General features: G+C 66.1%; 29 protein-coding genes. 16 read left to right on the forward strand and 13 right to left on the reverse strand.

Features of this window, described 5'->3' with window-relative positions:
* Positions 1-471: 471 nt before the first annotated feature.
* Together G8760_RS14980 and G8760_RS14985 are read left to right on the forward strand one after the other, a co-directional pair.
* Positions 472-1,362 carry a LysR family transcriptional regulator gene (locus G8760_RS14980; protein ID WP_166352497.1) on the forward strand — a complete coding sequence of 297 codons (891 nt, stop codon included), beginning with the start codon at positions 472-474 and terminating at the stop codon, positions 1,360-1,362.
* On the forward strand, positions 1,359-2,261 hold the full coding sequence (locus tag G8760_RS14985) for a serine hydrolase (protein ID WP_166352499.1): 903 nt from the start codon (positions 1,359-1,361) through the stop codon (positions 2,259-2,261). Before G8760_RS14980 ends, G8760_RS14985 begins: the two co-directional genes overlap by 4 nt.
* Before the next feature lie 21 nt (positions 2,262-2,282).
* On the opposite strand, the gene G8760_RS14990 is transcribed toward G8760_RS14985, so the two are convergent.
* Positions 2,283-2,822, reverse strand: coding sequence for a DinB family protein (locus tag G8760_RS14990; RefSeq protein WP_166352501.1), 540 nt, complete (start codon positions 2,820-2,822; stop codon positions 2,283-2,285).
* A 146-nt stretch (positions 2,823-2,968) separates the two neighbouring features.
* Between G8760_RS14990 and G8760_RS14995 the strand changes: the two genes are divergently transcribed.
* Positions 2,969-3,565, forward strand: a complete 597-nt coding sequence (locus G8760_RS14995; protein ID WP_166352503.1) for a DinB family protein — start codon at positions 2,969-2,971, stop codon at positions 3,563-3,565.
* A 41-nt stretch (positions 3,566-3,606) separates the two neighbouring features.
* Here the strand turns inward: G8760_RS14995 and G8760_RS15000 are convergent, their stop codons facing one another.
* Positions 3,607-4,203: a hypothetical protein gene (locus G8760_RS15000; RefSeq protein WP_166352505.1), complete on the reverse strand. Its 597-nt coding sequence runs from the start codon at positions 4,201-4,203 to the stop codon at positions 3,607-3,609.
* A 277-nt stretch (positions 4,204-4,480) separates the two neighbouring features.
* On the opposite strand from G8760_RS15000, the gene G8760_RS15005 reads away from it, so the two are divergent.
* Positions 4,481-5,353, forward strand: coding sequence for an alpha/beta fold hydrolase (locus tag G8760_RS15005; RefSeq protein ID WP_166352507.1), 873 nt, complete (start codon positions 4,481-4,483; stop codon positions 5,351-5,353).
* 7 nt (positions 5,354-5,360) lie between these two features.
* On the opposite strand, the gene G8760_RS15010 is transcribed toward G8760_RS15005, so the two are convergent.
* The 3 genes from G8760_RS15010 to G8760_RS15020 all read right to left on the reverse strand — a co-directional run bounded on the left by G8760_RS15010 (position 5,361) and on the right by G8760_RS15020 (position 8,004).
* The gene (locus G8760_RS15010; RefSeq protein ID WP_166352509.1) at positions 5,361-6,368 is read right to left on the reverse strand and encodes a serine hydrolase domain-containing protein; all 1,008 of its coding nucleotides are present in this window, start codon (positions 6,366-6,368) and stop codon (positions 5,361-5,363) included.
* 32 nt (positions 6,369-6,400) lie between these two features.
* Entirely contained in the window at positions 6,401-7,087 is a 687-nt protein-coding gene (locus G8760_RS15015; protein WP_166352759.1) for a GTP pyrophosphokinase family protein, read from the reverse strand.
* 266 nt (positions 7,088-7,353) lie between these two features.
* The gene (locus G8760_RS15020) at positions 7,354-8,004 is read right to left on the reverse strand and encodes a hypothetical protein (RefSeq protein WP_166352511.1); all 651 of its coding nucleotides are present in this window, start codon (positions 8,002-8,004) and stop codon (positions 7,354-7,356) included.
* Positions 8,005-8,160: 156 nt separating this feature from the next.
* On the opposite strand from G8760_RS15020, the gene G8760_RS15025 reads away from it, so the two are divergent.
* From G8760_RS15025 to G8760_RS15045, 5 genes are all read left to right on the forward strand, one after another.
* Complete coding sequence (locus G8760_RS15025) at positions 8,161-8,700, forward strand: SigE family RNA polymerase sigma factor (protein ID WP_207782374.1); 540 nt, start codon at positions 8,161-8,163, stop codon at positions 8,698-8,700.
* Positions 8,697-10,076 (forward strand): hypothetical protein, encoded by a 1,380-nt coding sequence (locus G8760_RS15030; protein ID WP_166352513.1) that lies wholly within the window; start codon positions 8,697-8,699, stop codon positions 10,074-10,076. The genes G8760_RS15025 and G8760_RS15030 overlap by 4 nt, the downstream gene beginning before the upstream one ends.
* Before the next feature lie 118 nt (positions 10,077-10,194).
* A complete protein-coding gene (locus G8760_RS15035) occupies positions 10,195-10,614 on the forward strand; it encodes a YciI family protein (protein ID WP_166352515.1) in 420 nt (139 codons plus the stop codon).
* Positions 10,587-11,906 carry an RNA polymerase sigma factor gene (locus G8760_RS15040; RefSeq protein WP_246222554.1) on the forward strand — a complete coding sequence of 440 codons (1,320 nt, stop codon included), beginning with the start codon at positions 10,587-10,589 and terminating at the stop codon, positions 11,904-11,906. Before G8760_RS15035 ends, G8760_RS15040 begins: the two co-directional genes overlap by 28 nt.
* 215 nt (positions 11,907-12,121) lie before the next feature.
* Positions 12,122-12,706: a hypothetical protein gene (locus tag G8760_RS15045; RefSeq protein ID WP_166352519.1), complete on the forward strand. Its 585-nt coding sequence runs from the start codon at positions 12,122-12,124 to the stop codon at positions 12,704-12,706.
* On the opposite strand, the gene G8760_RS15050 is transcribed toward G8760_RS15045, so the two are convergent.
* Positions 12,701-13,015, reverse strand: coding sequence for an MFS transporter (locus tag G8760_RS15050; protein WP_166352521.1), 315 nt, complete (start codon positions 13,013-13,015; stop codon positions 12,701-12,703). The genes G8760_RS15045 and G8760_RS15050 overlap by 6 nt on opposite strands.
* 48 nt (positions 13,016-13,063) lie before the next feature.
* On the reverse strand, positions 13,064-13,927 hold the full coding sequence (locus G8760_RS15055) for a LysR family transcriptional regulator (protein WP_166352523.1): 864 nt from the start codon (positions 13,925-13,927) through the stop codon (positions 13,064-13,066).
* A gap of 79 nt (positions 13,928-14,006) precedes the next feature.
* Between G8760_RS15055 and G8760_RS15060 the strand changes: the two genes are divergently transcribed.
* Together G8760_RS15060 and G8760_RS15065 are read left to right on the forward strand one after the other, a co-directional pair.
* Positions 14,007-14,942 carry an EamA family transporter gene (locus G8760_RS15060; RefSeq protein ID WP_166352525.1) on the forward strand — a complete coding sequence of 312 codons (936 nt, stop codon included), beginning with the start codon at positions 14,007-14,009 and terminating at the stop codon, positions 14,940-14,942.
* The gene (locus tag G8760_RS15065) at positions 14,939-15,589 is read left to right on the forward strand and encodes an NAD(P)-dependent oxidoreductase (protein WP_166352527.1); all 651 of its coding nucleotides are present in this window, start codon (positions 14,939-14,941) and stop codon (positions 15,587-15,589) included. Before G8760_RS15060 ends, G8760_RS15065 begins: the two co-directional genes overlap by 4 nt.
* Here G8760_RS15065 and G8760_RS15070 read toward each other — a convergent pair.
* Both G8760_RS15070 and G8760_RS15075 read right to left on the reverse strand, forming a co-directional pair.
* Positions 15,558-16,754: an MFS transporter gene (locus G8760_RS15070; protein WP_246222555.1), complete on the reverse strand. Its 1,197-nt coding sequence runs from the start codon at positions 16,752-16,754 to the stop codon at positions 15,558-15,560. The two genes, G8760_RS15065 and G8760_RS15070, sit on opposite strands and share 32 nt — an antisense overlap.
* A gap of 66 nt (positions 16,755-16,820) precedes the next feature.
* Positions 16,821-17,513, reverse strand: coding sequence for a haloacid dehalogenase type II (locus tag G8760_RS15075; protein WP_166352529.1), 693 nt, complete (start codon positions 17,511-17,513; stop codon positions 16,821-16,823).
* An 84-nt stretch (positions 17,514-17,597) separates the two neighbouring features.
* Between G8760_RS15075 and G8760_RS15080 the strand changes: the two genes are divergently transcribed.
* Complete coding sequence (locus G8760_RS15080) at positions 17,598-18,161, forward strand: ABATE domain-containing protein (protein WP_166352766.1); 564 nt, start codon at positions 17,598-17,600, stop codon at positions 18,159-18,161.
* Between the two features lie 107 nt (positions 18,162-18,268).
* Here the strand turns inward: G8760_RS15080 and G8760_RS15085 are convergent, their stop codons facing one another.
* A complete protein-coding gene (locus tag G8760_RS15085; protein WP_166352531.1) occupies positions 18,269-18,655 on the reverse strand; it encodes a VOC family protein in 387 nt (128 codons plus the stop codon).
* 234 nt (positions 18,656-18,889) lie between these two features.
* On the opposite strand from G8760_RS15085, the gene G8760_RS15090 reads away from it, so the two are divergent.
* Together G8760_RS15090 and G8760_RS15095 are read left to right on the forward strand one after the other, a co-directional pair.
* Positions 18,890-19,213 carry a YciI family protein gene (locus tag G8760_RS15090; RefSeq protein ID WP_166352534.1) on the forward strand — a complete coding sequence of 108 codons (324 nt, stop codon included), beginning with the start codon at positions 18,890-18,892 and terminating at the stop codon, positions 19,211-19,213.
* Positions 19,214-19,358: 145 nt separating this feature from the next.
* Positions 19,359-20,297 carry a class I SAM-dependent methyltransferase gene (locus tag G8760_RS15095; RefSeq protein WP_166352536.1) on the forward strand — a complete coding sequence of 313 codons (939 nt, stop codon included), beginning with the start codon at positions 19,359-19,361 and terminating at the stop codon, positions 20,295-20,297.
* Here the strand turns inward: G8760_RS15095 and G8760_RS15100 are convergent.
* Positions 20,290-21,153, reverse strand: coding sequence for an NAD(P)H-binding protein (locus G8760_RS15100; RefSeq protein ID WP_207782376.1), 864 nt, complete (start codon positions 21,151-21,153; stop codon positions 20,290-20,292). The genes G8760_RS15095 and G8760_RS15100 overlap by 8 nt on opposite strands.
* 120 nt (positions 21,154-21,273) lie before the next feature.
* On the opposite strand from G8760_RS15100, the gene G8760_RS15105 reads away from it, so the two are divergent.
* Positions 21,274-22,071, forward strand: a complete 798-nt coding sequence (locus G8760_RS15105) for an AraC family transcriptional regulator (RefSeq protein ID WP_207782377.1) — start codon at positions 21,274-21,276, stop codon at positions 22,069-22,071.
* 106 nt (positions 22,072-22,177) lie between these two features.
* Here the strand turns inward: G8760_RS15105 and G8760_RS15110 are convergent, their stop codons facing one another.
* Positions 22,178-23,152 (reverse strand): AraC family transcriptional regulator, encoded by a 975-nt coding sequence (locus tag G8760_RS15110; RefSeq protein WP_166352539.1) that lies wholly within the window; start codon positions 23,150-23,152, stop codon positions 22,178-22,180.
* A 121-nt stretch (positions 23,153-23,273) separates the two neighbouring features.
* On the opposite strand from G8760_RS15110, the gene G8760_RS15115 reads away from it, so the two are divergent.
* Entirely contained in the window at positions 23,274-25,592 is a 2,319-nt protein-coding gene (locus G8760_RS15115) for an SDR family NAD(P)-dependent oxidoreductase (RefSeq protein ID WP_166352542.1), read from the forward strand.
* 39 nt (positions 25,593-25,631) lie between these two features.
* On the opposite strand, the gene G8760_RS15120 is transcribed toward G8760_RS15115, so the two are convergent.
* Positions 25,632-26,402, reverse strand: coding sequence for a thioesterase family protein (locus G8760_RS15120; protein WP_166352544.1), 771 nt, complete (start codon positions 26,400-26,402; stop codon positions 25,632-25,634).
* Positions 26,403-26,583: the final 181 nt, after the last annotated feature.

Raw genomic sequence — 26,583 nt, forward strand, 5'->3', positions numbered from 1 at the left:
ACATCGGCACAAGGAGGCTTGTGGCGGATCGGGGTGCGCCATAAGGAGGCTTGTTGTTGCCCAGGCGACCATAAGGAGGCTTGTGGCGGGTCGGGGTGCGCCATAAGGAGGCTTGTTGTCGTCCAGGTGGAGCTTTGGCACGACGTGAGGTGCTGGCTACCCGACGACGCCGACCCACGGAGTGGAGTTAGCGCTCGGAGTGGAGTTGGAGCGTGATCGGAGTGGAGTTGGTGTCGCCAAAGCAACACCTTCGCCGCTCCGTGGTTGCACCAACTTCACTCCGATCACCAACTCCACTCCGAGCACCACATTCCGGCCCTCGGGGCAGCAGCCATAAGGAAGCGTGGGGTGGTGGACCGGGCCAACGCAGGTTGTGCTGCTTCTCGAAGCCGGGCGTCGGCCGCGGCGCGCCTGATGCGGTGCGAGGCTGTGCCGGATGGTTTGATGCGGAAAGGGCATAGCCTTCAGACCGTGGACATGCTAGGTGCCTGCCGGGCCTTCGTATACGTCAGCGAACGAGGAAGCTTCACGGTCGGTGCCGCCACCGCGCGTATGTCGCAGTCGGTGGCGAGCCGGCGAATCGCCGCGCTCGAACGCCACTTCGGCGAACAGCTGTTTGACCGTTCGGCACGCCGGGCGACGCTGACTCCGTTCGGGCGGTCCATGCTTCCGGCGGCCAAACGTCTCGTCCACCTTGCCGAGGCTATGGATCATGCCGCGGCCAGGGCCAAACTCAGCCCGTTCCGGTTGGCGGTTCCCGACACCTGTGCCGCGCGTGATCTCGCGCTACTCGTGGCTGAAGCTCGCCGGCAACAGATCTATCTGGACGTACAGCTGGCGCCACCAGCGGAACGGATGGAGTTGGTGCGCTCCATGGACGTACGAGCTGCACTGGTAGCGGTCCCTCCCGGCGATGGGCCATGGTCGGTGCCGCTGGGTTTGGCTAGTGTCGACCAGCCGCGTGCTCGAGCCGTGTACATGGAGACCCTCCGGCCGGGTCGCGGCGAGCACGGCCGGCTCCGGCGGATCTGGGTTCAGCCCGAAGACGACGTTCCGCACGTGCGTGACCGCATCATGCAGGTACGGGACGCCGTCGGACTACAGCCGGCTCAGGTGGCCGTGGCAGGGGCGCTGACGGTTGCCGCGGCCGACGTCTTGGCCACCACCGACCTCCTGCTATGTTCCGCTCGGCAGGCAGCGGACCTGGGCTTGCACTGGTGCCCGATCGGTGAGGTCGGGTTGGCCCGCGGATACGACGTGGTTGCCGATAGTGGCGACGATGCCCGCAACATCCGCACCCGGTTGCGCGCCGGCATCGCCGACTGCCTCGGCGCTCCCGGACACGGTGAGGACAAGACGTGAGTGCGGAGCGCATCATCCGCGAGCAGCGCCGCGCGCTGGACGACGCGGGCCTTCGCGGGTCGTTCCTGGTACGAGACCTGCAGACCGGAGACGAGCTGGGCATCGACCCGGACCTCGAGTTCCCTACCGCCTCACTCGTCAAGATTCCCCTAGCGCTGGCCACTCTCGAACGGGTCCGCACCGGCGAACTGGACGCTGCCGGAACCGTGCTGATCGAACCTGGGCCGATGACGGTGCCCGGCCCCATGGGGTTGAGTCAGTTTCGGCATCCGGCCCAGATCGCCCTCGACGATCTCCTCTACCTGAGTATGTGCCTTAGCGACAACACCGCAACCGACGTGTTGTTCGGCCTCACACCACCGGACTACGTGACAGCCGTCCTCGAAGAACTCGGGTTGTCCGGCATCACCGTCCGCCATCCGATCCGCGAGCTCAGTGATACCCCGGCGGACCGGTTCGAGCCAGCTGAACGGCATCTGGCCCATTCGCTGGCCATCGAGGCGGGGACGGGTGGCCGCGGGCACCGGATCCGGCAGCTGGACGTCACTCGGGCGAACTCGGGGACGGCGCGAGCTTTCGTCGAGCTGTTGCACATGGTGTGGACGGAGTCCGGCCTCGAACCGGTGGTGGCCGAGCGGATCCGCACCCTGCTGGGTGGCAACGTCATCAGACACCGGCTAGCGCCCGACTTCAGCTCGGATGCGTCGACGTGGTCGTCGAAGACGGGCACCTTGCTCAACCTCCGGCATGAGGTCGGCGTGGTGGAACACGCGGATGGGCAGATATTCGGCGTCGCGGTGCTGACGGAGTCGCGGGTGCCGGCGATCGTCCAGCCGGAGGCGGAAGCCGTGATGGGTCGAGTGGCGCGGACGCTGCGGGATCAGCTGCGGGTGATGTGATCAGCGTTTGAGGCGAACCTCTTATTCGCCGGTCTCTCCGTCGACGGACTCGCGGAGGAGGTCGGCGTGGCCGTTGTGCCGGGCGTATTCCTCGATCATGTGACAGACAATCCACCGCAGGCTGAACGATTCACCGTTGCGCTGAGCGCGTTTGGCCGTGGTCTCCAGGCCGTCCTCCGCCAGGGCCGCCGCGGTGAAATCGCGGGACCGGTCGACCGCTGCCGCCCACAAGGTGTGGAGTTGTTCTGGGGTGTCACTGGCGGCTGAGTGCCAATCCCAGTCTTGGTCGGCGGACCAGTCGACGGTGTCCCAGGGTGGGTGGGGTTCGTTGCCGCGCAGGGTCCGGGAGAACCAGTGGTCTTCGACGTAGGCCATGTGCTTGAGGAGCCCGCCGAGGGTCATCGACGAGACACCGACGGTTGCGTTCAGCCCGGCCGCGTCCAGACCGGCCGTCTTCCACGCCAAGGTGGCTCGTTGGTAGTCGAGGAAACCTAACAGGGTGGCGGACTCGTCGGCATTCAAGGGAGGCTCGGGGCGGCCTTGGTCATCCACGTGGATCATGCGGCGCGAGTTTACCGTGGTCACCGCGGCAGCGCATCGAGCGGAAGGGACGGGCCCGCTAGCACCGGAAGGGCACCTGTCACCCGGTGCCGATACTGTCATGCGCACGAGCCGGCTCGGGCGGCCGGTCAAGAGAAAGGCGCATGATGAACGATCCGGATCCCAAAGGCGAGCTACAGCGCTACCTGCAGATCGCACGTGATGCGATGGTGTGGAAGCTGGACGGGCTCTCCGAGTACCAGATCCGGCGGCCGATGACCCCCACAGGCACCAACCTCCTCGGCCTGGTCAAACATCTGGCGTCGGTGGAGTTCGGGTATCTGGGGCCCACCTTCGGCCGGCCGTTTCCAGAGTTGGTTCCGTGGTTCGATCTGGATGCCCCACCCGACGCCGACATGTGGGCGACCGCGGACGAGTCCCGGGAGTACATCGTCGGGGTTTACCGGAAGGTGTGGGCTCATGGTGACGCCACCATCGCAGCACTGACACTCGACGCCGGGGGCGCGGTGCCGTGGTGGCCCGAGGAGCGCCGGCAGGTCACGCTGCACCGGGTGCTGATCCACCTGATCGCCGAGACCAACCGGCACGCCGGGCACGCCGACATCGTCCGGGAAATGATCGATGGGGTGGTGGGTTTACGGCCGGACAATGACAACATGATTCCGGGGGACGAGTCCTGGTGGCAGGATTATCGCGACCGCCTGGAACGGGTCGCCACGGAGGCGGACCAGCGTCGCCGGTGATGGCGTCTCCGACGCCGCGGGTCACCCCGTGCCGCCCGCGGTTACGCGTCGGACCGGCCGAACTCGAGCACCTCGTCGAGCGTTTGGATGTCCGTCCAGGCCCCGATGGTGCCGCGCAGTCCGATGGGGGCCTCGCCGGTGCAGGCGGTCATGAGGCCTTCGATCGCGGCGACGAGACCACGGTCGTCGTTCGTCGAGTTGGCGAACACCACTACCGGTGCCCCAGCGGCGATGGCCTGCTCGAACTCGTCGGCGTCGACCGCCGCTGGGCTGTAGTCGACGGCGACGGACACCACGTCGCCGGTGGCCACGGTCTCGCCGGTGGCGACCTCGGTGACCTCGATCTCGAAGGCCACGTACGCGATGCTTTCGTCGCCCGCGGCGTCGCTCGGCCCTTCGTCGAACCCGCCGGTTAATACTCCGGCGAACGCCACGTCGGTGTCGTCGGCCAGATCTTGAGGGGAGTCGGATGGCTGGTAGTCATACATGATCCCGACATCGGTGATCCGATCGGCGAACGCGGTGATCTCCGCACAGGACGGCGCTTGTGAGGTGGTTGCGTCGGCTCCCTGGGAACCACATGCGGCGGCCAACAAGCCGATGACAGGGACGATGAGCACAGCTCGGTTGGTCTGCATATCAGGGCTCCGTTCGGGTGGTACCGGGCCGATGCCCGGCACTGATCTGACGCGAGCTGGGCGCGCCCGGTTCCGCTGGTCAGGGTCAGGACAGCAGATCCGCGCAGTCTCGGCGCCGAAAAAATGTACTGTCTTGACAGTATTTCTTTTCGGTGGCAGGGTCGACGCATGGACGACGTCAGGGTGATCGAGGACCCAAGGGTGGCCGATTCACCGATGAGTTCTTGAGCCGTGACATGTCTGATTCGTTGGGTAGGTCAGAACCGGAGGAGTAATCATGGCTGATGCGAAGACACACAATCTCGATGTGCCCGGCGCCGTATTGCACTACGACGTCCGGAGCAACGACAACAGCACCACACCGGTGCTGTTGCTGATCGGTTCACCCATGGGTGCAGCGGGCTTCGCCACGCTCGCCGGACACTTCGCCGATCGCACCGTCGTCACCTACGACCCCCGTGGCGTGGAGCGGAGCAGGCGGACCGACGACGCCAAAGAGTCCACGCCGGTTGAACACGCCGACGACCTCCACCAGCTGATCTCGGCGCTGAACGCCGGATCGGTCGATATCTTCGCCAGCAGTGGTGGCGCCGTCAACGCGTTGGTCCTCGTCGCCCGCCATCCCGAGCAGGTGCGCACTCTGGTGGCACACGAACCCCCCGCCGCTCAGGTGCTGCCGGACCGCGAACACGTGTTGGCCGCCAGCCGAGACGTCCACGAGACATACCTGCGTAGTGGTTTCGGCCCGGCGATGGCGAAGTTCATCGCATTGGCCAGCCATGATGGCCCCTTCTCGGCGGAATACCTCGACCGGCCCGCGCCCAATCCGGCCGACTTCGGTTTGCCAACCGACGACGACGGCTCTCGGGACGATCCACTCGTCGGCCAGAACATGGTGTCGTGTACCCACCACGTTCACGACTTCGACGCCGTACGAGAGGCCTCGACCCGGGTCGTCGTTGCTGCCGGGGCCGAGTCCGGCGGGCAGATGGCTCGCCGGTCGGCCGAGGAAGTGGCCAACCGGCTCGGCATCCCGATCACGACCTTCCCCGGCGACCACGCTGGATTTGCCGGTGGTGAGTACGGCATGACCGGGAAGCCGGACGAGTTCGCCGCCACCCTGCGCACCGTACTCGACGGCCCTGGGTGATATAGCCCTAGGACAGGAGAAGCGCGTCCAGCCGGCTCGCCACCGGCCAGATGCCGCCGGCGGTGTTGGAGACGACGGTGTAGGTGAGGCCGGTGGACGGCTGGTGCAGGCTCTTGAACGAGACACCGGAGTCGTAACCCACCAGCATGACGGCGTCGTTCGACTCGTGCAGCCAGAACCCCAGGCCGTATCGCATCGATTCTTCGGGGACCAAACTGCGTGGGCGTATCATCTCGTCCACCCACCCGCGGGGGACGATCCGACCGGCCATGAGGGCCGGCCAGAAGGCGCTGAAGTCGGCCACCGTCGTATAGGCGCCGCCATCGCCGGTGCCTCGTACTGGAAGGTGGAACACGTTGGTCCGCCAGGTGCCGTCCATGGGCACATAACCCATGGCGGTGCGTTCTGCTGGTTCATCGGACCGTAGGAACGCGGTGTCGGTCATCCCGGCGGGCGCACAGACGGTGCGGGCCACGAGATCGTGATACGGCTCACCGCTCACCCGTTCGGCGATCAGGGCCAGCACAACGTATCCGCCGTTGCAGTATGCGAACTGTTCGCCTGGCGTGAACTGCATCGGGTAGCCATCGAGCACTGCCAGGAACTGCTCGGTGGTGGCAAGGTGCTGCACGGGTACCGGCATCAGGTAGTCGTTGACGTCGAGGTCGGAGTTTTCGTCCAGATAGTCGCCGATCCCGGACCGGTGAGCGAGCAGGTGTTCCACCGTGACCGCGTCGTCGATGAGTGGAAGGTCGGCGCCCAGCACCGAACGGGCCGTTGTGCCCAGCTCCAGCAACCCGAGGTCGATCAGGCCAATGACGGCCAGTGCGGTCAGTCCCTTCGAACCGCTGGCGGTGCCGAACCGGGTGTTGAGGGTGTTGGGGATGCCGTAGCCGCGGTGCGCGAGACCATACGCCTTGGCGAACTGGACGATGCCACCTCGATCAGCCCGGACGACCCCGGAGAAGCCGCGTTCAGCCGCGACGCCGTCGACTTCACGTTCGAGATCAGCCACGGGCTCACGGTAGGTCCGGCCGACCTGCTAACTCAAGGTGTATTCACGGCGGCCCGCAGCGCAGCTCGTTGCCGGAGCAGTTGAACGACCACTTCCTCCGACAGTTCGAGCCCACCGCCGCTCGGTTCGGCAGGTAGCTGATGGCGATCACCGTGGATCTCCCGGTGCAGCTCCTCCATGTCTTCGTCGAGTTTGGCCGCTGTCACCGCTGCCTCGCGTAGGCCGGTGAGAAGCTCGCCGGGAACGTGTTTGTCGTACTTGTAGTAGATCTTGTGTTCGAGGCTGGCCCAGAAATCCATGGCGATGGTGCGGAACTGGACCTCCACCCGTACCGCCGTTGGTCCGGCGGACAGAAAGACCGGGATCTCGACGATCGCGTGCAGGCTGCGATACCCGTTGTCTTTGGGGTTGCTGATGTAGTCCTTGACCGTGACCACGTCGACGTCGCGTTGCCCGGTCAACAGGTCGAAGACCCGGAAGGCGTCCGACACGAACGAGCACGTGACGCGGACACCGGCGATATCGGTGATCTCCTCGCGGATGCGTTCGAAGGTCGGCTCACACCCCTTGCGGCGGACCTTGTCCAGCACACTCTCGGGCGTCTTGAGCCGGGACGACACGTGTTCGATGGGGTTGTACGAGTGGATGAGCCGAAACTCCTCCTGCAGGATCCGCAACTTGGTCGTGATCTCGTCCATCCCGAACTTGTAGGACAGCATGAAGCGGGAGAACTCGTCTCTCAGTTGGCGGAACTCGGCGACGACCTCGGCGGCGTCGTTGATGGTCGACGGAGCTGTTGGGCCGCCGACACCGTCCCCCTGTGCGATGCCTTTCACATCTCCGATGGTACGTGTGTGCCACCTGGCGACGGGCGGTTCGTCGACACAGCTCTGCCGCCGAGGTTCACCGGCCGGCGGGTGACCAGTGTGGTCGCCCCCGCCGGGTCGAGACTCAGGCACCGTCGGAGCCCGGCGTCGGCCACAGGTCAGGTGATGCTCGCCGCCGCAGATTGGAGTCGGGCGATCTCCTCCGGTGTCGACATCCGCGAGATAGCGGCGATATCGCAGATGTACTCGCGCTGGTGCGGCGCGAAACGGTTGGCGATCGTCGCCGGATCCTCCAGCAACACCCGGTAGATCTCAAGGCCTGCCGCGTAGAAGAGATCCACGAGTTTGAACTCGCCATGGACGTTCTTCATGACGTTGTTCGGGTTGTGGTCGAGTCCGCCCCAGAACGGGACCGACGTTGCCGCCTCCGCGTCGAGACGTTCAGCCTCGTGGCGCACCTGAGTGATCGGATCACCCGGCGACGCGTCGGTCCAGCGCTGCGCTACCGCGCCGGCCTCCTCCGCGCTCACCGGTAAGAGGAACTCCATCACCGTCAGGCGACCTCCGCCCCCCAACGCGACGTCGAGGTCGATCCGGGGCAGCATGGGGTTCCCGTCGAGGCCGTGGCATAGCGCCACGAAGACGCCATACGCCGGCTCGAATGGGCTGATCCGAGCGACCTGCGTACCGTCCGGGGACCGCCACACCGTCGCCCAGTCACCCAGGCCGCACACACTCCAACCGCTGGCTAGCAGCCGCCCGGCCGCCTCCCGGTGGGGCAGGCCGCTCAACGTCTCAGACGAGTTCACGTTGCGCAGTGTAGGCGCCCGCCTATGCCACGGCGCGTTCGAGGAAGTCGGGGTGTCGGCGGAAACCGGCTGTGGCCGGAGCGGTCCTGAGGTGGGCCGGGGGCCGGGTTTCCGTTGTCCGCCCCGTCCGTTCCATAGATCCGGGTGCCCGTGAACGTGGAACACTACAGAAGCTCGGTGCGGCCGGAGGCGACTGTGGACCAGGTGGAAGAGTCTTTCCGTGCCTACGTCGGCGCGCGGCTGCCGGCGTTGAAACGGACAGCATGGTTGCTGGTCGGCGACGTTCACCTCGCCGAAGACCTCGTTCAGACCGCACTGTCCAAAGCCGCCATGCGTTGGGAACGGATCGTCGCGCAGGGGGACCCGGAGCCATACGTGCGGCGGATCCTCTACACCGAACATGTTTCGTGGTGGCGGCGCCGCAAGCTCACCGAGGTGTTGGAGTCGGCGCCGGCGGACCAGCTGGAGCACGTCGTCGACGTGCCCATGCGGGTCACCCTCGAGCAGGCGCTGGCCAAGCTGACTCCGAAACAGCGGGCGGTGTTGGTGCTGCGCTACTACGAGGACCTCAGCGAGTCACAGGCCGCGGAACTGCTGAACGTGTCCATCGGGACGGTGCGATCTCAGACGCGGTACGCGCTGGCGCGGCTGAGGACGCTGGCGCCGGAGTTAGCCGACCTGGAGATGACCCCATGAGTACACGGCTGCGCACCGCATTACGGGAGGCGGCGGACTCGGCTCCGCCGTTCGATCTGACCACGGACCCGTGGGCGCGGGGTCGCCGGGTGCGACGACGCCGGCAGATTCAGGTAGTGGGGGCACTCGTCGGCGCCGGGATGCTGGTCGCGGCCTTGGTGCTGGGCGGGGTGCCCCAGTTGTCGAGCGACGCACCACCGCCGGCCGGCCCCACACCGACGGAAGCCACCCTGCCGGACCGTCTGTTCGATGCGCCGCGTGACATCCCCGACCTCCGGGACGATCCACTGGGTGGCCCCGCCGCCGTGGTGTATTGGGGGGCAGCACCGATCAGGACCGGGTTGTGGTCCACGTCGTCGTATATTCCGCTTGTCGTCGGTGCGGAACGGGACGTCGTCCGGGCGGTCCGTGAGTTGGATGGCCGCGGAGACCGGGTCGCCCTATCGCCGGACGGCACTCGGCTGGCAGCATCAGCTGATTCCTATCCCGACCCGGATGACGGGCCGAGTGTGCTCATCACCGACCTGGTCAGCGGGCGCACCGAGAGGTTCGAGGTGCCCGACCTGCCGTCGGGCGGCAGTATTGAACGGCTGACGTGGGCACCGGATAGCCGGGAGCTGCTGGTTCAGGTGGCGGTGGTGACCCAATGGCTCGACGAGGGGGCCTACCGCGCCGACGATCGCGACGCGGTTCTCGACAGCCATGCTGGCGAGTGGCGTATACGCGCCCACGGCACACCACTGGCGGTGTCGCGGGACGGCCGGCTGGAGCTGCGCTGGGCCGGAGACTACGGAGACCTGGTTGTTGCCCGCAGCGACGGTCCGGCACAGGCCACGCTTGAGATGTCAACGCCGGAGCTGCTTGTGGAAGGACTAGCCGTCGGGGCGCACCAAGCGGCGGCCTTCTCACCGGATGGTGAGTCCGTCGCCGTGTGGGCTGTGGGAGACGATAACGTTCCGCCCGACGGATATAACCCACATTCTCTCGAGGTGTTCGCCACAACGACGGGTAGCCACCTGGGCACCGTCGAGCTTGGCGGTCTGGGTGGAGGCAGCCTTCTGGGCTGGGGCGAAACCGGACTACTGGGGCTCATCCCCCACTCGGATCGCGGGACGCGCTTTGTCCGATTCGATGTCTCGGACCTTCCCGAGGTGTCGAGTGAGACCATCGTCAGGCAAGTCCACACGTCGACAGAGATAGCCGTGTGGTCGGCCCTCGTGCCGACGGTCTTCCTGGATGCCGACGTGCGGACAGCGGAGCCGCCGTCCGCGCGGTTCACCTGGGTGCCGTGGATCCCGTGGCTGCTCGGAGGTGCTGTTCTTGTTGTTGTGTTGGTTGGGCTCTACCAGGTACGTCGTCGGCGGTTGGCGCGTTGAAAGCACAGCCCGGTGGTACGGCGGAAAAAATTCTGTACGTGATGTCGATTCTGGAGTTCCGCCGTTCGACCTGAGGGTGAGAGGGTCCGAAAGAGGACCTGCAACGTAGGAGGCAACCGTGAAGTACATGCTGATCATGCGGGCGACCGACGAGGCATACGCGGCATTCCAGGACGTCGACTTCGACGAGATCCTCGAGGCCATGGGCCGGTTCAATGACGAGATGATCTCGGCCGGCGTTCTCGTGGCCGCGGAAGGCCTCGACGATGCGGCCGAAGGTGTCGTCGTCGACTTCTCTTCCGAACCACCTGTTGTTACCGATGGGCCGTATGGCGAGACCAAAGAGCTCTTCGGTGGGTTCTGGATCCTCGACGTCGCCTCCAAAGAAGAAGCTGTCGCGTGGGCCAAACGGGCCCCCATGACTGGCCCCGGCATGAAGACCGAGATCCGTCGGGTGACGAGTATCGACGAGTTTCCGCAGGACAACGAGTGGATCCAGAAGGAGCGTGCGTGGCGGGAATCGACCGGCCAGCGGTGACCCCATCCGGTAGCGGCCGCAAGGCCGTAGAGGCTGTGTGGCGCATCGAGTCGGCGCGCATCGTCGGCACACTGGCCCGGTACACCGGTGACTTCCCGATGGCTGAGGATCTGGCGCAGGAGGCGCTGGCCGAGGCGCTTGTCACCTGGCCTCGGGAAGGTGTGCCACGCAACCCTGCCGGTTGGCTGCTCACCGTGGGCCGTCGGCGGGCGATCGACGCCTTCCGCCGCCGCTCCGCACTCGACGAACGGTACGCCGCCCTCGCCCGTGAGCTGGGTGAGGGCGGCGTCGCCTCAGGCCGGACCGGAGTGTCCGCGGGGGCATCCCGGCCGGACAGCGACCTATTGTGGGACCCCGATCGCATCGATGACGATCAACTGGCGCTGATGTTCCTGGCGTGTCACCCGGTGTTGTCGCGGGAGTCGCAAGTTGCACTCACCCTCCGGGTACTCGGTGGTCTCAACAGTGACGAGATCGCCAGAGCGTTCCTCATTCCAACAGCCACGGTGCAAGCGCGCATCACCCGGGCGAAGAAGACTCTCGCCGCGGCCAAGGTGCCGTTCGATATCCCGCCGGCCGACGAGCGTCGACGCCGGCTTGGCTCGGTGCTGAGCGTTCTCTACGTGATCTTCACCGAGGGGTCGACTGCCACGTCGGGAGATGACTGGATACGTCCGGATCTGGCCCGTGAGGCGGTCCGCCTGGCGCGGATTCTGGCGAGGTTGGTGCCTGAACAGCCGGAGACGTATGGCCTGCTCGCGCTGCTCGAACTCACCGCGGCCCGGTTCCCCGCACGTACTGGCGACGACGGTGAACCTGTGCTCTTGGAAGATCAAGATCGACGGCGCTGGGACCACGGGGGGATCCGACGCGGGCGTGCCGCTCTGGCGCAAGCCCAACGCGTGGGCAACGGGATCGGAGCGTACGGCCTGCAAGCGTTGATCGCCGAGTGTCATGCGGTGGCACCCTCGGTGGAGGCCACCGACTGGGAGCGGATCGTCCGGCTCTACGAGATGTTGTGCCAGCTGACCCCTGCTCCGATCATCAGGCTGAACCAGGCCGTGGCGATCTCGATGTCGCAGGGCCCGGCCGCCGCGCTGCAGCGCGTCGATGAGCTGGCCGACAGCGGTAGCCTGACCGGCTCACACCTGTTGCCAAGCGTCCGTGGCGAGTTGCTGTCCCGTCTGGGGCGACCGGACGACGCGCGGCGCGAGTTCGACCGCGCTATCGACCTCTGCGGGAACGAACGTGAGCGGAACCTGCTGGCGCGAAAGATCGCCGCCTTGGGTTGACCCTCGTCGGCCGCCGCAGACGGGAATAGCCGGGTGGCGTCAAGCCACGGCGGACTGCTCAGTTCCGTCAAGGCCAATGTCGCACCTGTTGATTCCACTAATCCACCGCGTCGACGTAGGTGGTCCTTGTGGCGGCGACGATCCACTCGGCGGACAACTGACGCTCTGGATCAATAGGCTGGCACCGCCGACCTGCGCCGCGAGATCATCGGGTTGTGAGTGACACGCTTGTTCGGGCGTTCCCGAAGCACCTGGCCAGCGTGGCGGCTCGGGTCGCCGCCGGGCTGCCCCCGGCTCGACTGGAACCCGTCGGCTCGGTGGCGACGAGCCAGGCCGGGCAGTGGCCCCAGCTCAGGGTGATGGGTGAACCCGTCGTCATTCCCATCCGGATCTACCATCCGGAACCTCCCGAGGAGTTCCTCGCGGGATTGAACGATGCCGAACGCACCGTGCTGGCGTGCCTGTACACCCGGCAGCACAACGGCTTCGTACGTCAGCGGTGGTTGGCTCACGTGTTTTCCTCGGATGAAGCGTGGGTGGTTCCGTTCGTCGTTCAGCTGCTCGGGGAGTACGTCATCGAGATCTGTCGTGACGTCGAGACCTTCGTCCTGGACGTGCTGCCCGGACGCCCTGTGTTGCGCCGGAACATCGCGACCTTCCTGGCGGACAACCCGTCGTTCCTCGAGCTGACCGAATGCCGGGCGGTCAGCTACTGGGCGTGTTACTACCGGTACCGGTTGCCGCTGAGGGGGACCTATCCAGCACTGACGGCGTTGGATGCGTTGCGCGGGCCTTCATGAGCGGAAGGTACGCACCGAGCGGACGGCGAGGACGATCGAGTTGACGATGAGCTGGCACGTCACTCCGGCGCCGAGGACAACGGCGATGCTTGTTGCTTCCGCGATAGGGCCGGCGATAGCCAATCCGATGGGGCCGACGCTGTAGGCGCCGAAGGTGACGTAGGACATGACGCGGGAGAGCGATTCGGGTGGTACACGACGCTGGATCGTGGTGATGACGAGGGTGTTGAACAGGGCCGAGCTGATCCCTGCGATGAAGGCACAGGCGACGACACGGGGTCTCCGACGAGACCCATCGATGATCGACAACGCCGATCCGAAGGTGGCGCCCGGAGACGTTTCATCCGTTCGCGCGATCTATTCGATGGTGTCGAGGAAGGCACGTGCGGCTGCGCTGGGGTTGAAGTCGCTCCAGGCGAGGTATTCGGCGCGGGACGGACCGTCGGTGATCGGGATGGTGACGAGTGCGGGTTCGGCCGGCGCGTATCTGGATGGCAGGAGAGTGACGGCGAGGTTCTGCCGGACCAGCCCGATCATGAGATCGACGGCCATCGCCTCGAACTCCACGTCGCGATGGATACCTGCTGCCGCGAAGGCGAGATCGCTTTGGGTGCGGCCCGGGCTTCCGGCGGGAAAGTCGGCGAAGGTCTCCTGCGCGAGGTCGACGAGCTGCACCTCACTCCGCTCGGCAAGCGGGTGCTCACGGCTCATCACGGCGACATGCCGGTCGGTGGCCAGGAGCCGCCAGGCGACTCCGCGCGGCTGACGATTCTCTGGAAGGCCGAGCATGCCGACATCGAGGTCTCCGTCGGAGATGGCGGCTTCTATCGTGTCGCTGCCGGCGACGCGCAGTGCTATCCGGACGGCGGGGTGCAGCCGCCGGAACGCGCCGAGCGCACTGGGCACATCAATCGCGGTTGTTGTGGGGATCACTCCTACTCTCAGCCGGCCCCGCACCTGGCCGGTGACGGCTGCGGCGTCTGCCGCCGCGCGCTCCGCGGCCTCGATACTCGCCCGCGCTGCGGGCAGGAACGCCTCGCCGGCCGGCGTCAGCTCCACTCGGCGGCTGGATCGTGCGAACAGTGCCACACCCAGTTCCGTCTCCAGTGCCTTGATCTGGTGGCTGAGCGCCGACTGTACAACGAAGGATCGAGCCGCCGCGCGGGTGAAGTTGGCTTCCTCCGCTACGGCGACGACGTACCGCAACTGTCGTAGCTCCATACAGCTATCTTGTCTGTAGATAGTTAGTATGACAAGTATGTGTTGGACTCATCAATGCTGTTGATTGCACGATTGATCCATGACGATCGCGACGGCGCCACCTCCGGCACCTCTCCAGACAACTCCTTCCGGCAGCGCCCCCAGGCAGTCCGGGTTGATCGCACTGACCGCCATCGCTCCGGCGGTGTGGGGCACCACATACATCGTGACGACCGAACTGCTGCCCGCCGGACACCCGATGTTCGCCGGGTTGATGCGGGCGCTTCCCGCCGGCATCCTGGCGCTGCTCATCACGCGGGCCCTGCCGCGTGGCGATTGGTGGTGGAAGATCGCGGTGTTGGGCACGCTGAACATCGGGCTGTTCTTCCCCCTCCTGTTCCTCGCCGCGGAGCGGCTGCCCGGCGGCGCGGCCGCGACCTTGGGCGCGACCCAGCCGATCCTCGTCGCCTTCCTCGTCGTCATGGTCCTCGGTGAACGGCTCTCCAAATGGCGGGTGAGCTGGGGCGTCGTCGGTGTGATCGGTGTCGGTATGGTGGTGCTCGGCCCGGGCGCGGCGCTCGACCCGATCGGCGTACTCGCTGGGCTCGCCGGTGCCGCGTCGATGGGCACGGGTGTTGTCCTCACCAAACGGTGGGGGCGGCCCGAAGGTGTCAGCGCGCTTACCCTCGCCGGCTGGCAACTCACGGCGGGAGGCCTGGTTCTGCTCATCCCCACCCTGTACTTCGAGGGAATCCCGGCCGGCATCGACGGGGCCGCCGTCGGCGGTTACGTATGGCTCGGGTTAACCGGAGGGCTCATCGCTTACACCCTCTGGTTCGCTGGTATCCGCCGCCTTCAGGTGACCGCCACCGCGCTCCTCGGGCTGCTGTCCCCGCTCGTCGCCGCCACCCTCGGCGCTTTGTTCCTCGGTGAGACTCTCACCGCCATCCAGCTCGGCGGATTCGTCCTGGCTCTCGCGGCCATGCTCGCCGGCCAAATGACCCCGCACTCCAAGAAAGGACACCAAAACCGATGAGAATCTCCGTCTTCGGTGCAACCGGAATGGCTGGCAGCGCGGTCGTCGCGGAGGCGCTGAGCCGCGGCCACGACGTCACCGCCATCTCTCGCAAACCACCCGGCGACGCTGCCCATGAGCGGCTCAGCGTTCTGGGGCTCGACGTAACCGGCCCCGACGCTCTCGATCCGGTGCTCGCGGAGTCCGATGTGGCAGTCGTGACGATCCGGCTGGCCGCCGGAGAGGAAGACCTCCTAGCTCCCACGACCACCAGGTTCCTCGATGCCGCTGAGCGGACGGAAACCCGGGTGCTCGTGATCGGTGGTGCGGGTCCGCTCCGGTCGCCCCGCCATCCAGGTCTTCTCGTCGTTGATGATCCGGCCTACGTGCCGGCCGCGTGGCGGGCCGTCGCCGGGGCAAGTATCGCTCAGCTCCAGGCTTGCATGCAGCATCAGTACCGCGGATGGGTCTACCTGAGCCCGCCCGCCGTTCTAGAACCCGGGCCACGCACAGGTGCGTATCGCCGTGGCACGACGCGACTTCTGACCGATGCCGACGGGCAATCCCAGATCACCGCGGCCGACCTCGCTATCGCGGTCAGCGACGAGATCGAAACGCCAAGTGGCGAGCACCACTTCACCGTGGCGGAACAGGTGTACCGACGGTGATCATGCCCGCCACTCCGATCGTCACCGCCGTGATCACGGCGGTGGTCGACCAGCCGAACCAGCCGACCGCGGCCGCCCCGAAAGCGGTCCCGAGGCTCCCGCCAACGAAATACACCAGCATGTATGCGCTATTGAACCGTGCCGGGGCGGCGGGATCGATGGACAGAACCGTGCTCTGGTTGGCTACTTGCGCAGCGAATAGGCCAGCGTCGAATAGGGCCAGACAGATGAGGGTCAGTGCAGTGTTCGTCAGCGCGAAGCCCGAGATTGCCGCCGCGAGCCCGGCTAGCGCCAAACCCGCCAGAATGACGCGCCGAGCACCTATCCGGTCGGTCCACATACCCGCTGCCGGCGTCGCCAGGATGCCCGAGAGGCCAGCCAGGGCGTACATGCCGATCCGCTCAGGCGAGTACGAAAACGGGGGCTCCGAGAGAGCCACTGCAAGCCCGGCCCACACCGCGCAGAAAGCGAAGAACCACAACGCCCCGCGGATGGCGGCGACCCGCAGTGTCGAGTAGTGAACGAACAGGCCGGGAAGAGAACGCATAGTGGAGAGGTAGCCGCGTCCGGCTCCGCTGGGTCCGGCCCGGATGATCGATAGGCAGCCGACAGCAAGGAGCGCACACGCGGCGGCGAACACCAGTAGCATTCCGCGCCAGCCGATCCCGTCAGCCAGCCAGCCTCCAACGATCCGGCCGGCGAGGATCCCGGCCGAGATCCCAGCGGTGACCACTCCCACGATGGTCGACCGCTGCTGCGGGGGTGCCAGCCGTCCAGCGATTGAGCTAAGACCGGCACCAACCGCCGAGCACGCACCGACCACGCCGATAACCGAAACCAGCCCCGCGACGTTGCCCGCGGCAGCGGCCAACGTCAACGCGGCCGCAAGAACCCCGAACTGCGCTGCGAGAACTCGGCCAGGGGAGAACCGATCGACGAGCGGGACAAGGAGACCAAGTCCCACCATGTACCCGATCGGCCCGAACGCCAGCGCGACGCCAATGACCGCGATCTGCGAACCCAACGAGTCCGCCACGTCCGCCATAGCCGGCTGGAGCGGATAGATCGTCGACGTCCCTACCGCAGCCGCGAGTGACATGAACAGCACCACTGGGCGGCGGAGGTGTGCCGCGGTGGGTCCTTCGGTAACCAGACTGGTACTCACCCGACCGAAACTAGAAGCCGCCGGCCTCCTCCGCTGGCGGGTTCGAGACGTCACCGTCGGTGTTGACTACCTTGTTGTGAATGCGTCGACGAGTTCGTCGAGTCCGTCGAACTGCCAGTCGAAGGCATCCGAGCCCGTCGGTGGGTCTCCGACCGGCCGCTGGACGTACGCGGTGCGCATCCCGCTCGCCTGTGCTCCGCGGAGGTCCCACGCGTGGGCGGCCACCATGAGTACACGTTCGGGTGGGTAGCCGGCGGTGTCGATAGCGAGCTGGTAGACCTCCGGCGCCGGTTTGTATGCCTCGACGGTCTCGGCCGACAAGATCTGGTGCCAGCGAAGGCCGGCCGTCGTGTTGAGTCGGAGCAGAGTGCTGCGGCTGGCGTTCGAGAGCCCGATGACGGCAAACTGCTGCGCGAGCCGGTTGAGGCCGGCGACGGAGTCCGGCCAGGCAGGTAGCCGCTCGGCCGCGGTGGCCAGCCGGGCGATGACCACCGGATCGCCGAGCCCGGCGAGGTCGGACACTCGCTCCGCGGCCTCCCGGTCGATGATCTCGGTGTTGGCGTACGTGCGCTCGCCTTGCCCGATGCGTTGCTGTTCGAGTTCGACGTGCCGCTGCCAGGTGATGAGTAACTCGTCGACCGATGCCCCCGTTGACGCTGGTACCGCGTCGGCGATCGCCGTTCGTAGCCCCCTCGGCTCGTCCACCAGAGTGCCGAGAACGTCGAAGACAACAACCTCGATATCGATGACCCTCGACATTTCATGCTCCAGGCTCGGTTCGCGTCACCAGTTTAACTGGTGACTACCTTGCCATCGCAGGCCGTCACCGGTCAAGATGGTGACGTGGTATTCGTCTTCGTCAGTGGGAATCCAGCCCTCGATCTGGCCAGCACCGTCGGGACTCGTCGAGACAGGCCGGTCGATCTCCTGGCCATACCCGCAGACCTTGAGCAATGGGTGGCCGAGTGCGACGGGCTTCCAGACCGTGTCGCCGCCGACGCATCGACGTTCGAGTCCGCGTTATCGCTGCGGGAGGCGATTTATACGCTGGCCCTCGATCGAGTCCTCGACCGGCCCTTCGATCCGGCCAGTCTTGAGATCATCAACGGTAGGGCGTCCGGACCGATGCTGACGGTTGAACTCAGCGACACGGGGCTACATACCTCGGGTGATCTGCACATGGTGCTCTCGCACCTGGCCCGAAGTGGTATCGCCGTGCTGGCTGATCGAGGCGCGGTCTTCAAAGAGTGCGGTCGCGCAGGCTGTACGCGTATCTATCTCGACCGCTCGCGCGGCGCCCGGCGTAACTGGTGCGGGATGGAAGAGTGCGGCAACCGCGTCAAAGCCGCGGCTTATCGAACTCGTCGGCGAGCCTCGACCACCACCGACGGGTCTCGAGGGACGTGAGAAGGGGGCTCCATCGGGGCTCTTCCTGGTCTTCTTCGACGGATGGCAGCCTCGAAATGAGCGTCATCCGTCATACAAAGCCAGCAAGTGGTGGGCTTGTTGCCCGGCTAGGGGCAGCGGGTCGCCAGCACGCAGAACTCGTTCCCCTCCGGGTCGGCGAGGACAACCCAGCTCTCATCGCGTTGGCCGACGTCGACACGTCGTGCTCCGAGATCGATCAGCCGACGGACCTCGTCGTCTTGCTCCCGGTCGGTGGGATTGACGTCGATGTGCAGCCTGTTCTTGACGATCTTGCCCTCGGGGACACGAGCAAAGGTCAACGTTGGTGGTACGGGACCGGGGCGGTTCTTGCCTTCAGGCACCGTGGGGGAGCCGATAAAGACAATGTCGTCGGCTTCTTCCTGCACCTCGTAGCCCAGAACCGAGCACCAGAACCCAGCAAGGCTGCGGGGATCGGCGCAATCGATCGCAAGCTCGGTGAACTTACTGGCCATAGTGGTAACTCCCAGTCACGTAGCGGTCCGTCAGACCCACAGACTAGTGTCGCCGCGCCGGAGACCCGCATCTGAATTTCCTTGCCCAGGCGGCACCTCGGATCAGTTACCCGGTGCGGTAAAGAATGTCGCGAAAGAAATCCGGCAGCGGGTGTCGGATCGGGGGCAGGGTGTTCGTCGCAGAGGTAGGTGGCCGCCATGGAGGTGGCCTCGAACCGTAGGAGATGATCAACGATGCAGTATCTGGTTTCCGTGATCGACGACACGGCAGGCCTGGCAACCACGGACGAGATGGCGGCGATCGACGTGTTCAACGACCGCCTCCGGTCGGAGGGTTATTGGGTCTTCGCCGGTGGCCTCGCCGAGCCCACGTCGGCCACTGTCATCGACAACCGCGGTGCGACGGCGATATTTACCGACGGCCCGTTCGTGGAGGCGAAAGAGTATCTGGCCGGGTTCTGGATCCTAGAGGCCCCAGATCTCGACGTCGCGCTCGCACTGGCCGCCGATGGGTCGAAGGCGTGCCATCGGAAGGTCGAGGTGCGGCCGTTCCGGTGATCGTGACCAGGTGGGCGACGGTGGAGGGTTTTCGGTGTGACGGTGGAGGGTTGTGCTCGCTATAACGAGGAGAACCTGCCACCGTCGTCGAACGTAGGCAGAAATCGTTCGCTTCCGCGAGATAGGGGCGCTACGTTCTTGCGACATGATCTACGAACACCCGCTGGCCTACGTGCTCGGACTCCACGGCGTCGCACTACTGCGTGCCTACACCGGCGAACACGACCGGGAGTTCGTCGAAGCGCGTATCGCCGAGATACGTCGCCTGCTCGACGACGAGTCGCTGAAGGCCGCGGGTGTGGCCGTCAGCCGCGTCGACACCGTCGACGGTTACCGGGTGTGGTCGTCGTCGTATGACGAGCCGCGTAACGCGATGTTCGATTTCGAGGAGCCCACCGTCCGGGAGATCCTGGACACGCTGCCGACCGGCACTGTCCTGGATGCGGCATGTGGCACGGGCAGGTACGCCGAGTACGCCGTTGAGCTGGGACATCGGGTGCTCGGCGTCGATAGCTCACCGGACATGCTCGAACACGCTCGGCGGCGAGTGTCCGCCGCCGAGTTCCGGCTCGGTGACCTCCATCGGCTGCCGCTGGCCGATGGCGAGGCCGACATCGTGGTCTGCGCGTTGGCGCTGACCCATGTTCGCGACCTAACCCCGGTGTTAGCCGAGTTCGCCAGGGTCCTGCGCCCAGGTGGTCACCTCGTACTGTCGGACGTTCACCACGACTCCGTGTTCTTCGGGTCGATCCCACCTGTGCTCGGTCCGAACGGCGAACCCGGGCGGCTGCCCGCCTATCGGCACCAGCCTGGTGACTATCTGCGTGCCGCACTCCCGCATGGACTGCAGGTGCGACGCTGCGAGGAACCACGCCTCGAACCCAGCCAGGTATCCGTCGACAGGGGAGATGGTGAGCCTGAACCCTGGTCTGCCGTGTCCGTTGAACCGTGGCACCACTGGCCATGGAGCCTCACCCGCCTAGCTCCTGAGGCGGCCACCGCGGCCCGGGCCGGAACGTCGGCGACGATCATCTGGCATTTCCAGTTGGGGGCAGGTGGGAACAGCGAAGGGTCAGCTAGCTAAGCAGGTCCCGGTGATCCTGTGCCCACGACTCGAAGCTGCCCGGGGGCCGGCCGAGAACGCGGGCTACGTCGTCGGTCAGGATCGCGTTGTGTCCAGCTCGGGCCCAGCCCATCCCGATGAGTGAGGCGTCGACGACGGCGGGGCTCTGGCCGTGCGACAGCATCTGTTCCTTTGCCGATTCGAGGGACAGATCAACGGTTGGAATGCTCCGCCCGAGCACCCGTTCTAGTACCGCCGCCTGGTCCGCCACGCTCAGCAGTTCCGGACCGGTCAGCGTGTAGGTGCGCTCGTTGTGCCCCGGTGACGTCAGCGCCGCAACGGCGACCGCCGCTACGTCGCGGGGGTCGACGATGCCCTGCGTGGCGGTGCCGGTCACGTTGGGGACTGGCTGGCCATTGCTGATGGCATCGGTCCACCACAGCACGTTGGACGCGAAGACCGACGGTCGTAGCACGGTCCATGGCATGCCGCTGTCACGTACCGCGTCGTCGGCCTGCCCATGCCAGACACCGACGGTCGCACCGGTGTCGTCTCGCTCGCCGGTCCCGATGGCCGACAGCCTCACGAGCCTGGTCACGCCCGCTTTCCTCGCGGCATCGAGCATGGCCAGGTCCTGCGTGGGCGTTGGTGATGCCGGTACGGTCAGCAAGAACACGCTGTCGACGCCGTCGGCGGCTCGGGCGAGCGATGCTGGATCGTCGAAGTCGGCAGTCACGGACTCGACACCCGGTAGGCGCGGCGCTCGAGAGATGTCGCGCATCATGGCTCGGACGGGTTCGTTCTGGGCGGCGAGCAGGCGGACAACGTGTCGGCCAATGGTGCCCGTTGCACCGGTGACAAGGATCATGTTGGTCATCGTGCTCTCCGCGGCTACCCACCAGATAGGAAATTTCGGCGCTCCGTCTCGATCGTCAGCAACGGCGGCGCCGCCGCGGGCTCGGCGGCACGGTCGGAATGTTCGCCGTAGGGTTGGGCTGTGCAACTGGAAAACGAGATGGTGGTGCCTCGGGCCCTTCGGCCGTGGATCTCGACGATGAGCCTGGCCGCCATCGGTGAGTCCCAGGGCGAACAGCTCGTGGTCGACGAGCCGGATCCGGCCACCACGCTGACCGTCCGGGTGGACGAGGACGGACGATCCGAGCTGGTGCTCATGGGGCCGCGTACGCAGGCGCTTTACCACTTTGGCCGGCCCGGGCCGCGGTGCATCAAGATGCGGATCAGGCATGGCCGCGCCAAGAGTTTGGTGAACGGGCCGCTGCACGGAATCGTCGACGGACTGGTGCCCTGGAACGGGGGCCCGGGTGCGCTTGATGACCCTCAAGCTGGCTGGCTGCGGCGGTTACGCGGGCACGACGGCATGGCCGTCGCCCCGGCGCTGATTCAGCAGCTGGGCGAAGTACTCAAGGGCCGTATGGCGACCGAGTCAGACGACGACGCGGCTCGACACGATCTCGTCGTCCGGGCGGCGAAGATCCTTGGCGGCGCCGACGCCGAGTCCATTCAGAACACCGCTGTCCGACTCAATACCAGTGAACGCCATCTGCGCACCGTCTTCGCCGACGTCGTGGGCATGTCGCCGAAGCGGTTCTCCCGCATAGATCGCGTCCGCCGGGTGTTGCGGCACATCGGCGAGAAAGACTTGGCACATCTGGCCGTGGAAGCGGGATATTACGACCAGTCTCATATGACGGCGGAGTTCCGCCGCGTCATGGGGGTGACTCCCGCCGCGTACCTCGCGGGCCGGCTGCCCGCCGCGGCCACGTGTGGCTCGTGAGCTGTCGCGCCATTCGCCCGCGTCCTCCCCTTGTGCGCCGGCCAGAGTCGTGATCTCGTAGCGGGCGCCGCGAGATGTCGGTCGCGATCCGCAGACTTGGTCGTCGTCACTTCCAACGGGCGAGGGCGCGCCGGAGACTACGTTCGTCGCTCAGCCCGCATACGCGCGCGACCTCGGTATATGTGGCCCCCGTTGACAGCATCTCGTGAGCGCGATCGCGGCGCAGCGCGTCGACCAGAGCCTGGAACGTGGTTCCCGCCTCCGCGAGACGGCGGCGCAGCGTGCGTTCGCTGACATGGAACCTGCTCGCGATGGCCGGCATGGTCGGCGCTTCGTCGAGATGTAGGGAGATCGACCGCTCCACCTGTGCGACGAAGCCGTGTATCTCATGCCGCGCTGCTACCTCGTCATCAAGGAGCCTGCGCATCTTCCGATGACAGAACCGGTCAGCGGTGGGCAGCGGGGTACGCAGGACGTCGGCGGGGATGACGAGCCGGGAGGCAGCACTCTCGTACGTCGCCGCCGCTCCGAAGAGGTCGAGGAGAACCGCACTGTCGTCGGGTGGCGGGAAAGCGAACTCTGCCTCGATCGGGGCGGGCACGCCGGGAGGGAGGCCAAGGCCGAGGCTCAGCATCCCGGCGATGCTGGCGAACATCTCTTCGACCACGAAGCGGCTGACGTCTTCGAGTCCAGGTAGCGGCTCGGTGGTGAGAACGAGAGCGCCCTGATCGTCGTGTGTGTGGAGTTCGGCGAGTGGCCCGGCGAGCGAACGGTAGCGGAGACCGACGCTGACAGCCTGCTCAACATCGTCCGCGGCTACCATGGCCAGGCCCAGCACCCCCCACGTCGTCAGCGTCTGTCCGGCACCGATCAGCAGGCCCAGATCGGGGCGTGCGGTGGAAGCCAGCGCGCACCGCAGGAAGACCCGCGCCTGTCGCACGGTGACCCGCAGCTCAGGCACATCGAGCGATGGACGGGTTATGCCCGCGGCGCTGAGGGCGTCGGCCAGATCCCACCCCGACGCGGCGGCGAGGCGATCTGTGATTCGCACAAGCTCGGCATCTGCGGTCGCCGGCTCCATGGTGCTCATTCTACCTCTAAGGCGTGGCCGCAAGTGTCCGGTTCCTGTCCGTTGTGGTCCTCCTCTTGTGCACCCTCGTCTACCTAAATTGCTAGGTAACTGGGGATAAGGAGCATCTTCAATGAAGAGACAATCTTGTGACACAGAGGCCGTCGTTCCACAGGGCGTGGCCGCTGAAGCCCGGACGGTCGGCGTGTGCATCGTGGGCGCGGGCCCGGCAGGACTGGCGGCGGCCAGGGCGTTACGTGCACACGGTGTGCCGTATGAGCACTTCGAGCGGCACGACCGGGTGGGAGGCATTTGGGACGTCGAACGGCCCGGCGGGCCGATGTATGACTCGGCGCACTTCATCTCCAGCAGGACACGTTCAGGTTTCCACCACTTCCCGATGCCCGACGACTATCCGGACTATCCGAGCCACCGCCAGGTGTTGACCTACGTCGAGGACTTCGCCCACTCTTTTGGGCTTCTCGACGCGGTCTCATTCGGCGTCGAGGTCCAACGGATCACGTCCTCCGCGGACGGCTGGCTTGTTGAAACCTCCCCCGTCGACGGTTCCGAGCCACCGACTGTCCGCCACTACCGAGCGGTGATCTGCGCAAGTGGCGCGCAGTGGTTTCCCCGCATCCCGGACTCCCTAGACGGGTTTACCGGTGAACTCATCCCGGGTCGGGATTACCGCAATCCCGACCCGTTCATCGGAACCAGCACTCTGGTGATCGGGGCTGGAAACTCCGGGTGCGACATCGCCGTCGACATTGGGCGGGTGGCGAACCGCTGCGCCCTGAGTCTCCGGCGCGGATATTGGTTCATCCCGAAGCACATCTCAGGCGTGCCAAGTGACACTCTCGACGACGGGTTGGAGTGGATCCCTCGGCGCCTGCGCCGGTTCCTCTCCGAGCTCACGCTCCGGCTCGTCGTGGGAGATCTGCGCAGATTCGGCTTACCCAAACCGGACCATCGGCTACTCGACTCACACCCGACCGTGGGCACACGCATCCTTGACTCGCTTGCTCACGGAGACGTCGTGGCGCGGCCAGACATCCGGCGGGTGGAGGGCCGAACCGTGGAGTTCGTCGACGGCAGGAGAGAGGAATTCGATCGGATCATCGCCGCCACCGGATACGAGCCCCGGGTGCCCTACGCCAAAGGTCTCATTACCAGCATCGACGAGGACGAACTGTACCTAGGAACGTTCTCGCGCCGACATCGCAACCTCTTCGTCCTTGGCCTCAATGAGAGCAACTCCGGGGGGTTCATGCTGTTCGACGAGGCGGCATCCATCGTGGCGCAGTACGTCGTCAGTCAGGATCGCGATCCGTCCCGCGCCGCCCGATTCGACGAACGGATCGCGCACCACCACCCCGACCTGCTCGGCGGACTTCACCTGTCCTCCTCGCCAAGGCACCAGGGTTATGTCGACTCCGGTGCCTTCGTCCGGGCTATCCGAAAGACCCTCGGAGACATGGGGTGGGTAGGAGCTGACCAGGAACCCAATCGATCCACCGAGGGCGGCGGCCCGGTGCGGGAACGCGGCGATCTCCGGGGTGAGGTCATCGCCCTGACCGGCGCAACCGGCGGGCTCGGCGCCCACGTTGCCCTGCGGGCCGCGGCACGCGGTGCCACGATCATCGCGATCGACGTCGACCTCCACAGGCTGGAACATCTCGTCCGTACCCTTCCGGCCGAGGATGGCCAGAAACATCGCGCCATCGTGTGTGCCGACCTCGCGGATCCGGTGGCGGTTGAACAACTTGCACAGGAACTCATCGCCCTGCCGAAGCTGGATGCTCTCGTCAGCAACGCAGGGATGGCCATCGGGGGCGAGATAGACGACCGCACCGATGAAGATCTGAACCGAGAGATCCGCGTCAACCTCGTCGCGCCGCTGCAACTGACCCGCTCGGTGCTGCCGCGACTGCGCGCTTCTCAGCGGCCACGGATCGTCTTTACCGGCTCGCTGGGCGGCGTGATAGCGATGGGAACCGATCCGATCTACGCGGCAAGTAAGTTCGGCCTCCGAGGCGCGGCTCTCTCGCTACACCTCGCGTTGCGCCGGGAAGGAATCGCCGTGTCCATCGTGCAACCGTCAGCCATCGACACGCCGATGCTCGAACGTGAGGCAGCAATCGGAGCGGAGCCGTCGCAATTCATCACCGCTCCGCAGACCCCGGACGACGTCGCCGGTACGGTGATCCGCGCACTGATCTCGCCTCGCCCCGAGACGTACCCGCAACGTCTCGACGGCTTGCTCGCCCGGGTGGCGATGCTTGCCCCGAACATGCTTCCCGGGCTGACCCGGTTCGCGGATCGGCTCGGGCGCCCCGGTCTCGAACGCTACCGTGCACGAATGCGGCAGCGGGGCAGGCAAACGGCACCCGACCAGGTCAGTGGTAACCCATTGACCCGGCAGGGACAAGCCGGGGTCAACTCAGGATGATGAGCACATCCGTGGTGACGGGACCGACTCGCGGCGTTGTCAATTCGGGCGGACGGTAAGGATCTGCGAAACGGTTCCGACTGGCCCCTGGATGTCGTAGATGACGCTGCTGGTCAAACCCAGGCCGTGAGGTCCGAAGGAGACGGTGGTGTCGAAGCCGATCCACTCCCCACGCGGCTGGGTGAACAGGTGCGCCGTCAGGTCGAGGTTGGGGAAGGCCACGTCGTTCGGCGAGACTCGCACGGCCATGCCGTTGGCGGCGTCGAATAGTCCGGCGGCGCTGGCCAGCGGGCTGACGTCCTCGCCGTGGATGAGCGCGAGCGGGGTCCGTACCCAGTACGCGGCACGCCCTGGGCCGGACTCGACGCGACGCACGTCTGTGGAGGCGATGAAGCCGCCTTGCCACACTGTCAACGGATCCCACACCGGCATGGCGTCCGGCGGTGGGATCGCTGGAAACGCCGACCCCTCGATTCCGGCGGTGTCTCCCGGTCGCATAAGCCAGGCGCGCAGCAGGACGGCGTCGCGCCCGTCATGTGCGAGAGCGGCCTCGACGAGTTCAATGGTGCGGCCTGGCCGGACGACCTTGACCGTGATGTCGACGACATCGATCGGGATGGTGCCGAGGATGTCGTAGGAAAGCCGGCCGATCACGAGGTCATCGCCCCGGCGGTGGTCGCGGTCGAGTTCCATGGCATGGGCCAGCAGGCCGAAGGCGGGTGCGATGTGCTGGAATTCGGGGTCCCACGCTCCGCCGACGTGGTCGGTCGCCTGGAAGCTCGACTCTCCAGTCCGCTTGAAATAGGCCATCGTCTCGACTCTTCCGCCTCGTTTTCGGTGCTACGTCGTCAGAGGTTATCTGTAGCAACTTCGGACGACCCGCAGAGACTGCTCCGGGAGGCGCTGGCCACGCTCTGACCGCACCTTCGTCTCTCCCTCCGCGCCTTGATCGGACGTTACCGATGGCCCGACTCGAGGCGTGTGTCATGGA

Origin of the sequence: Phytoactinopolyspora limicola, from assembly GCF_011320225.1 — a bacterium.
Classification (GTDB): Bacteria; Actinomycetota; Actinomycetes; order Jiangellales; family Jiangellaceae; genus Phytoactinopolyspora; species Phytoactinopolyspora limicola.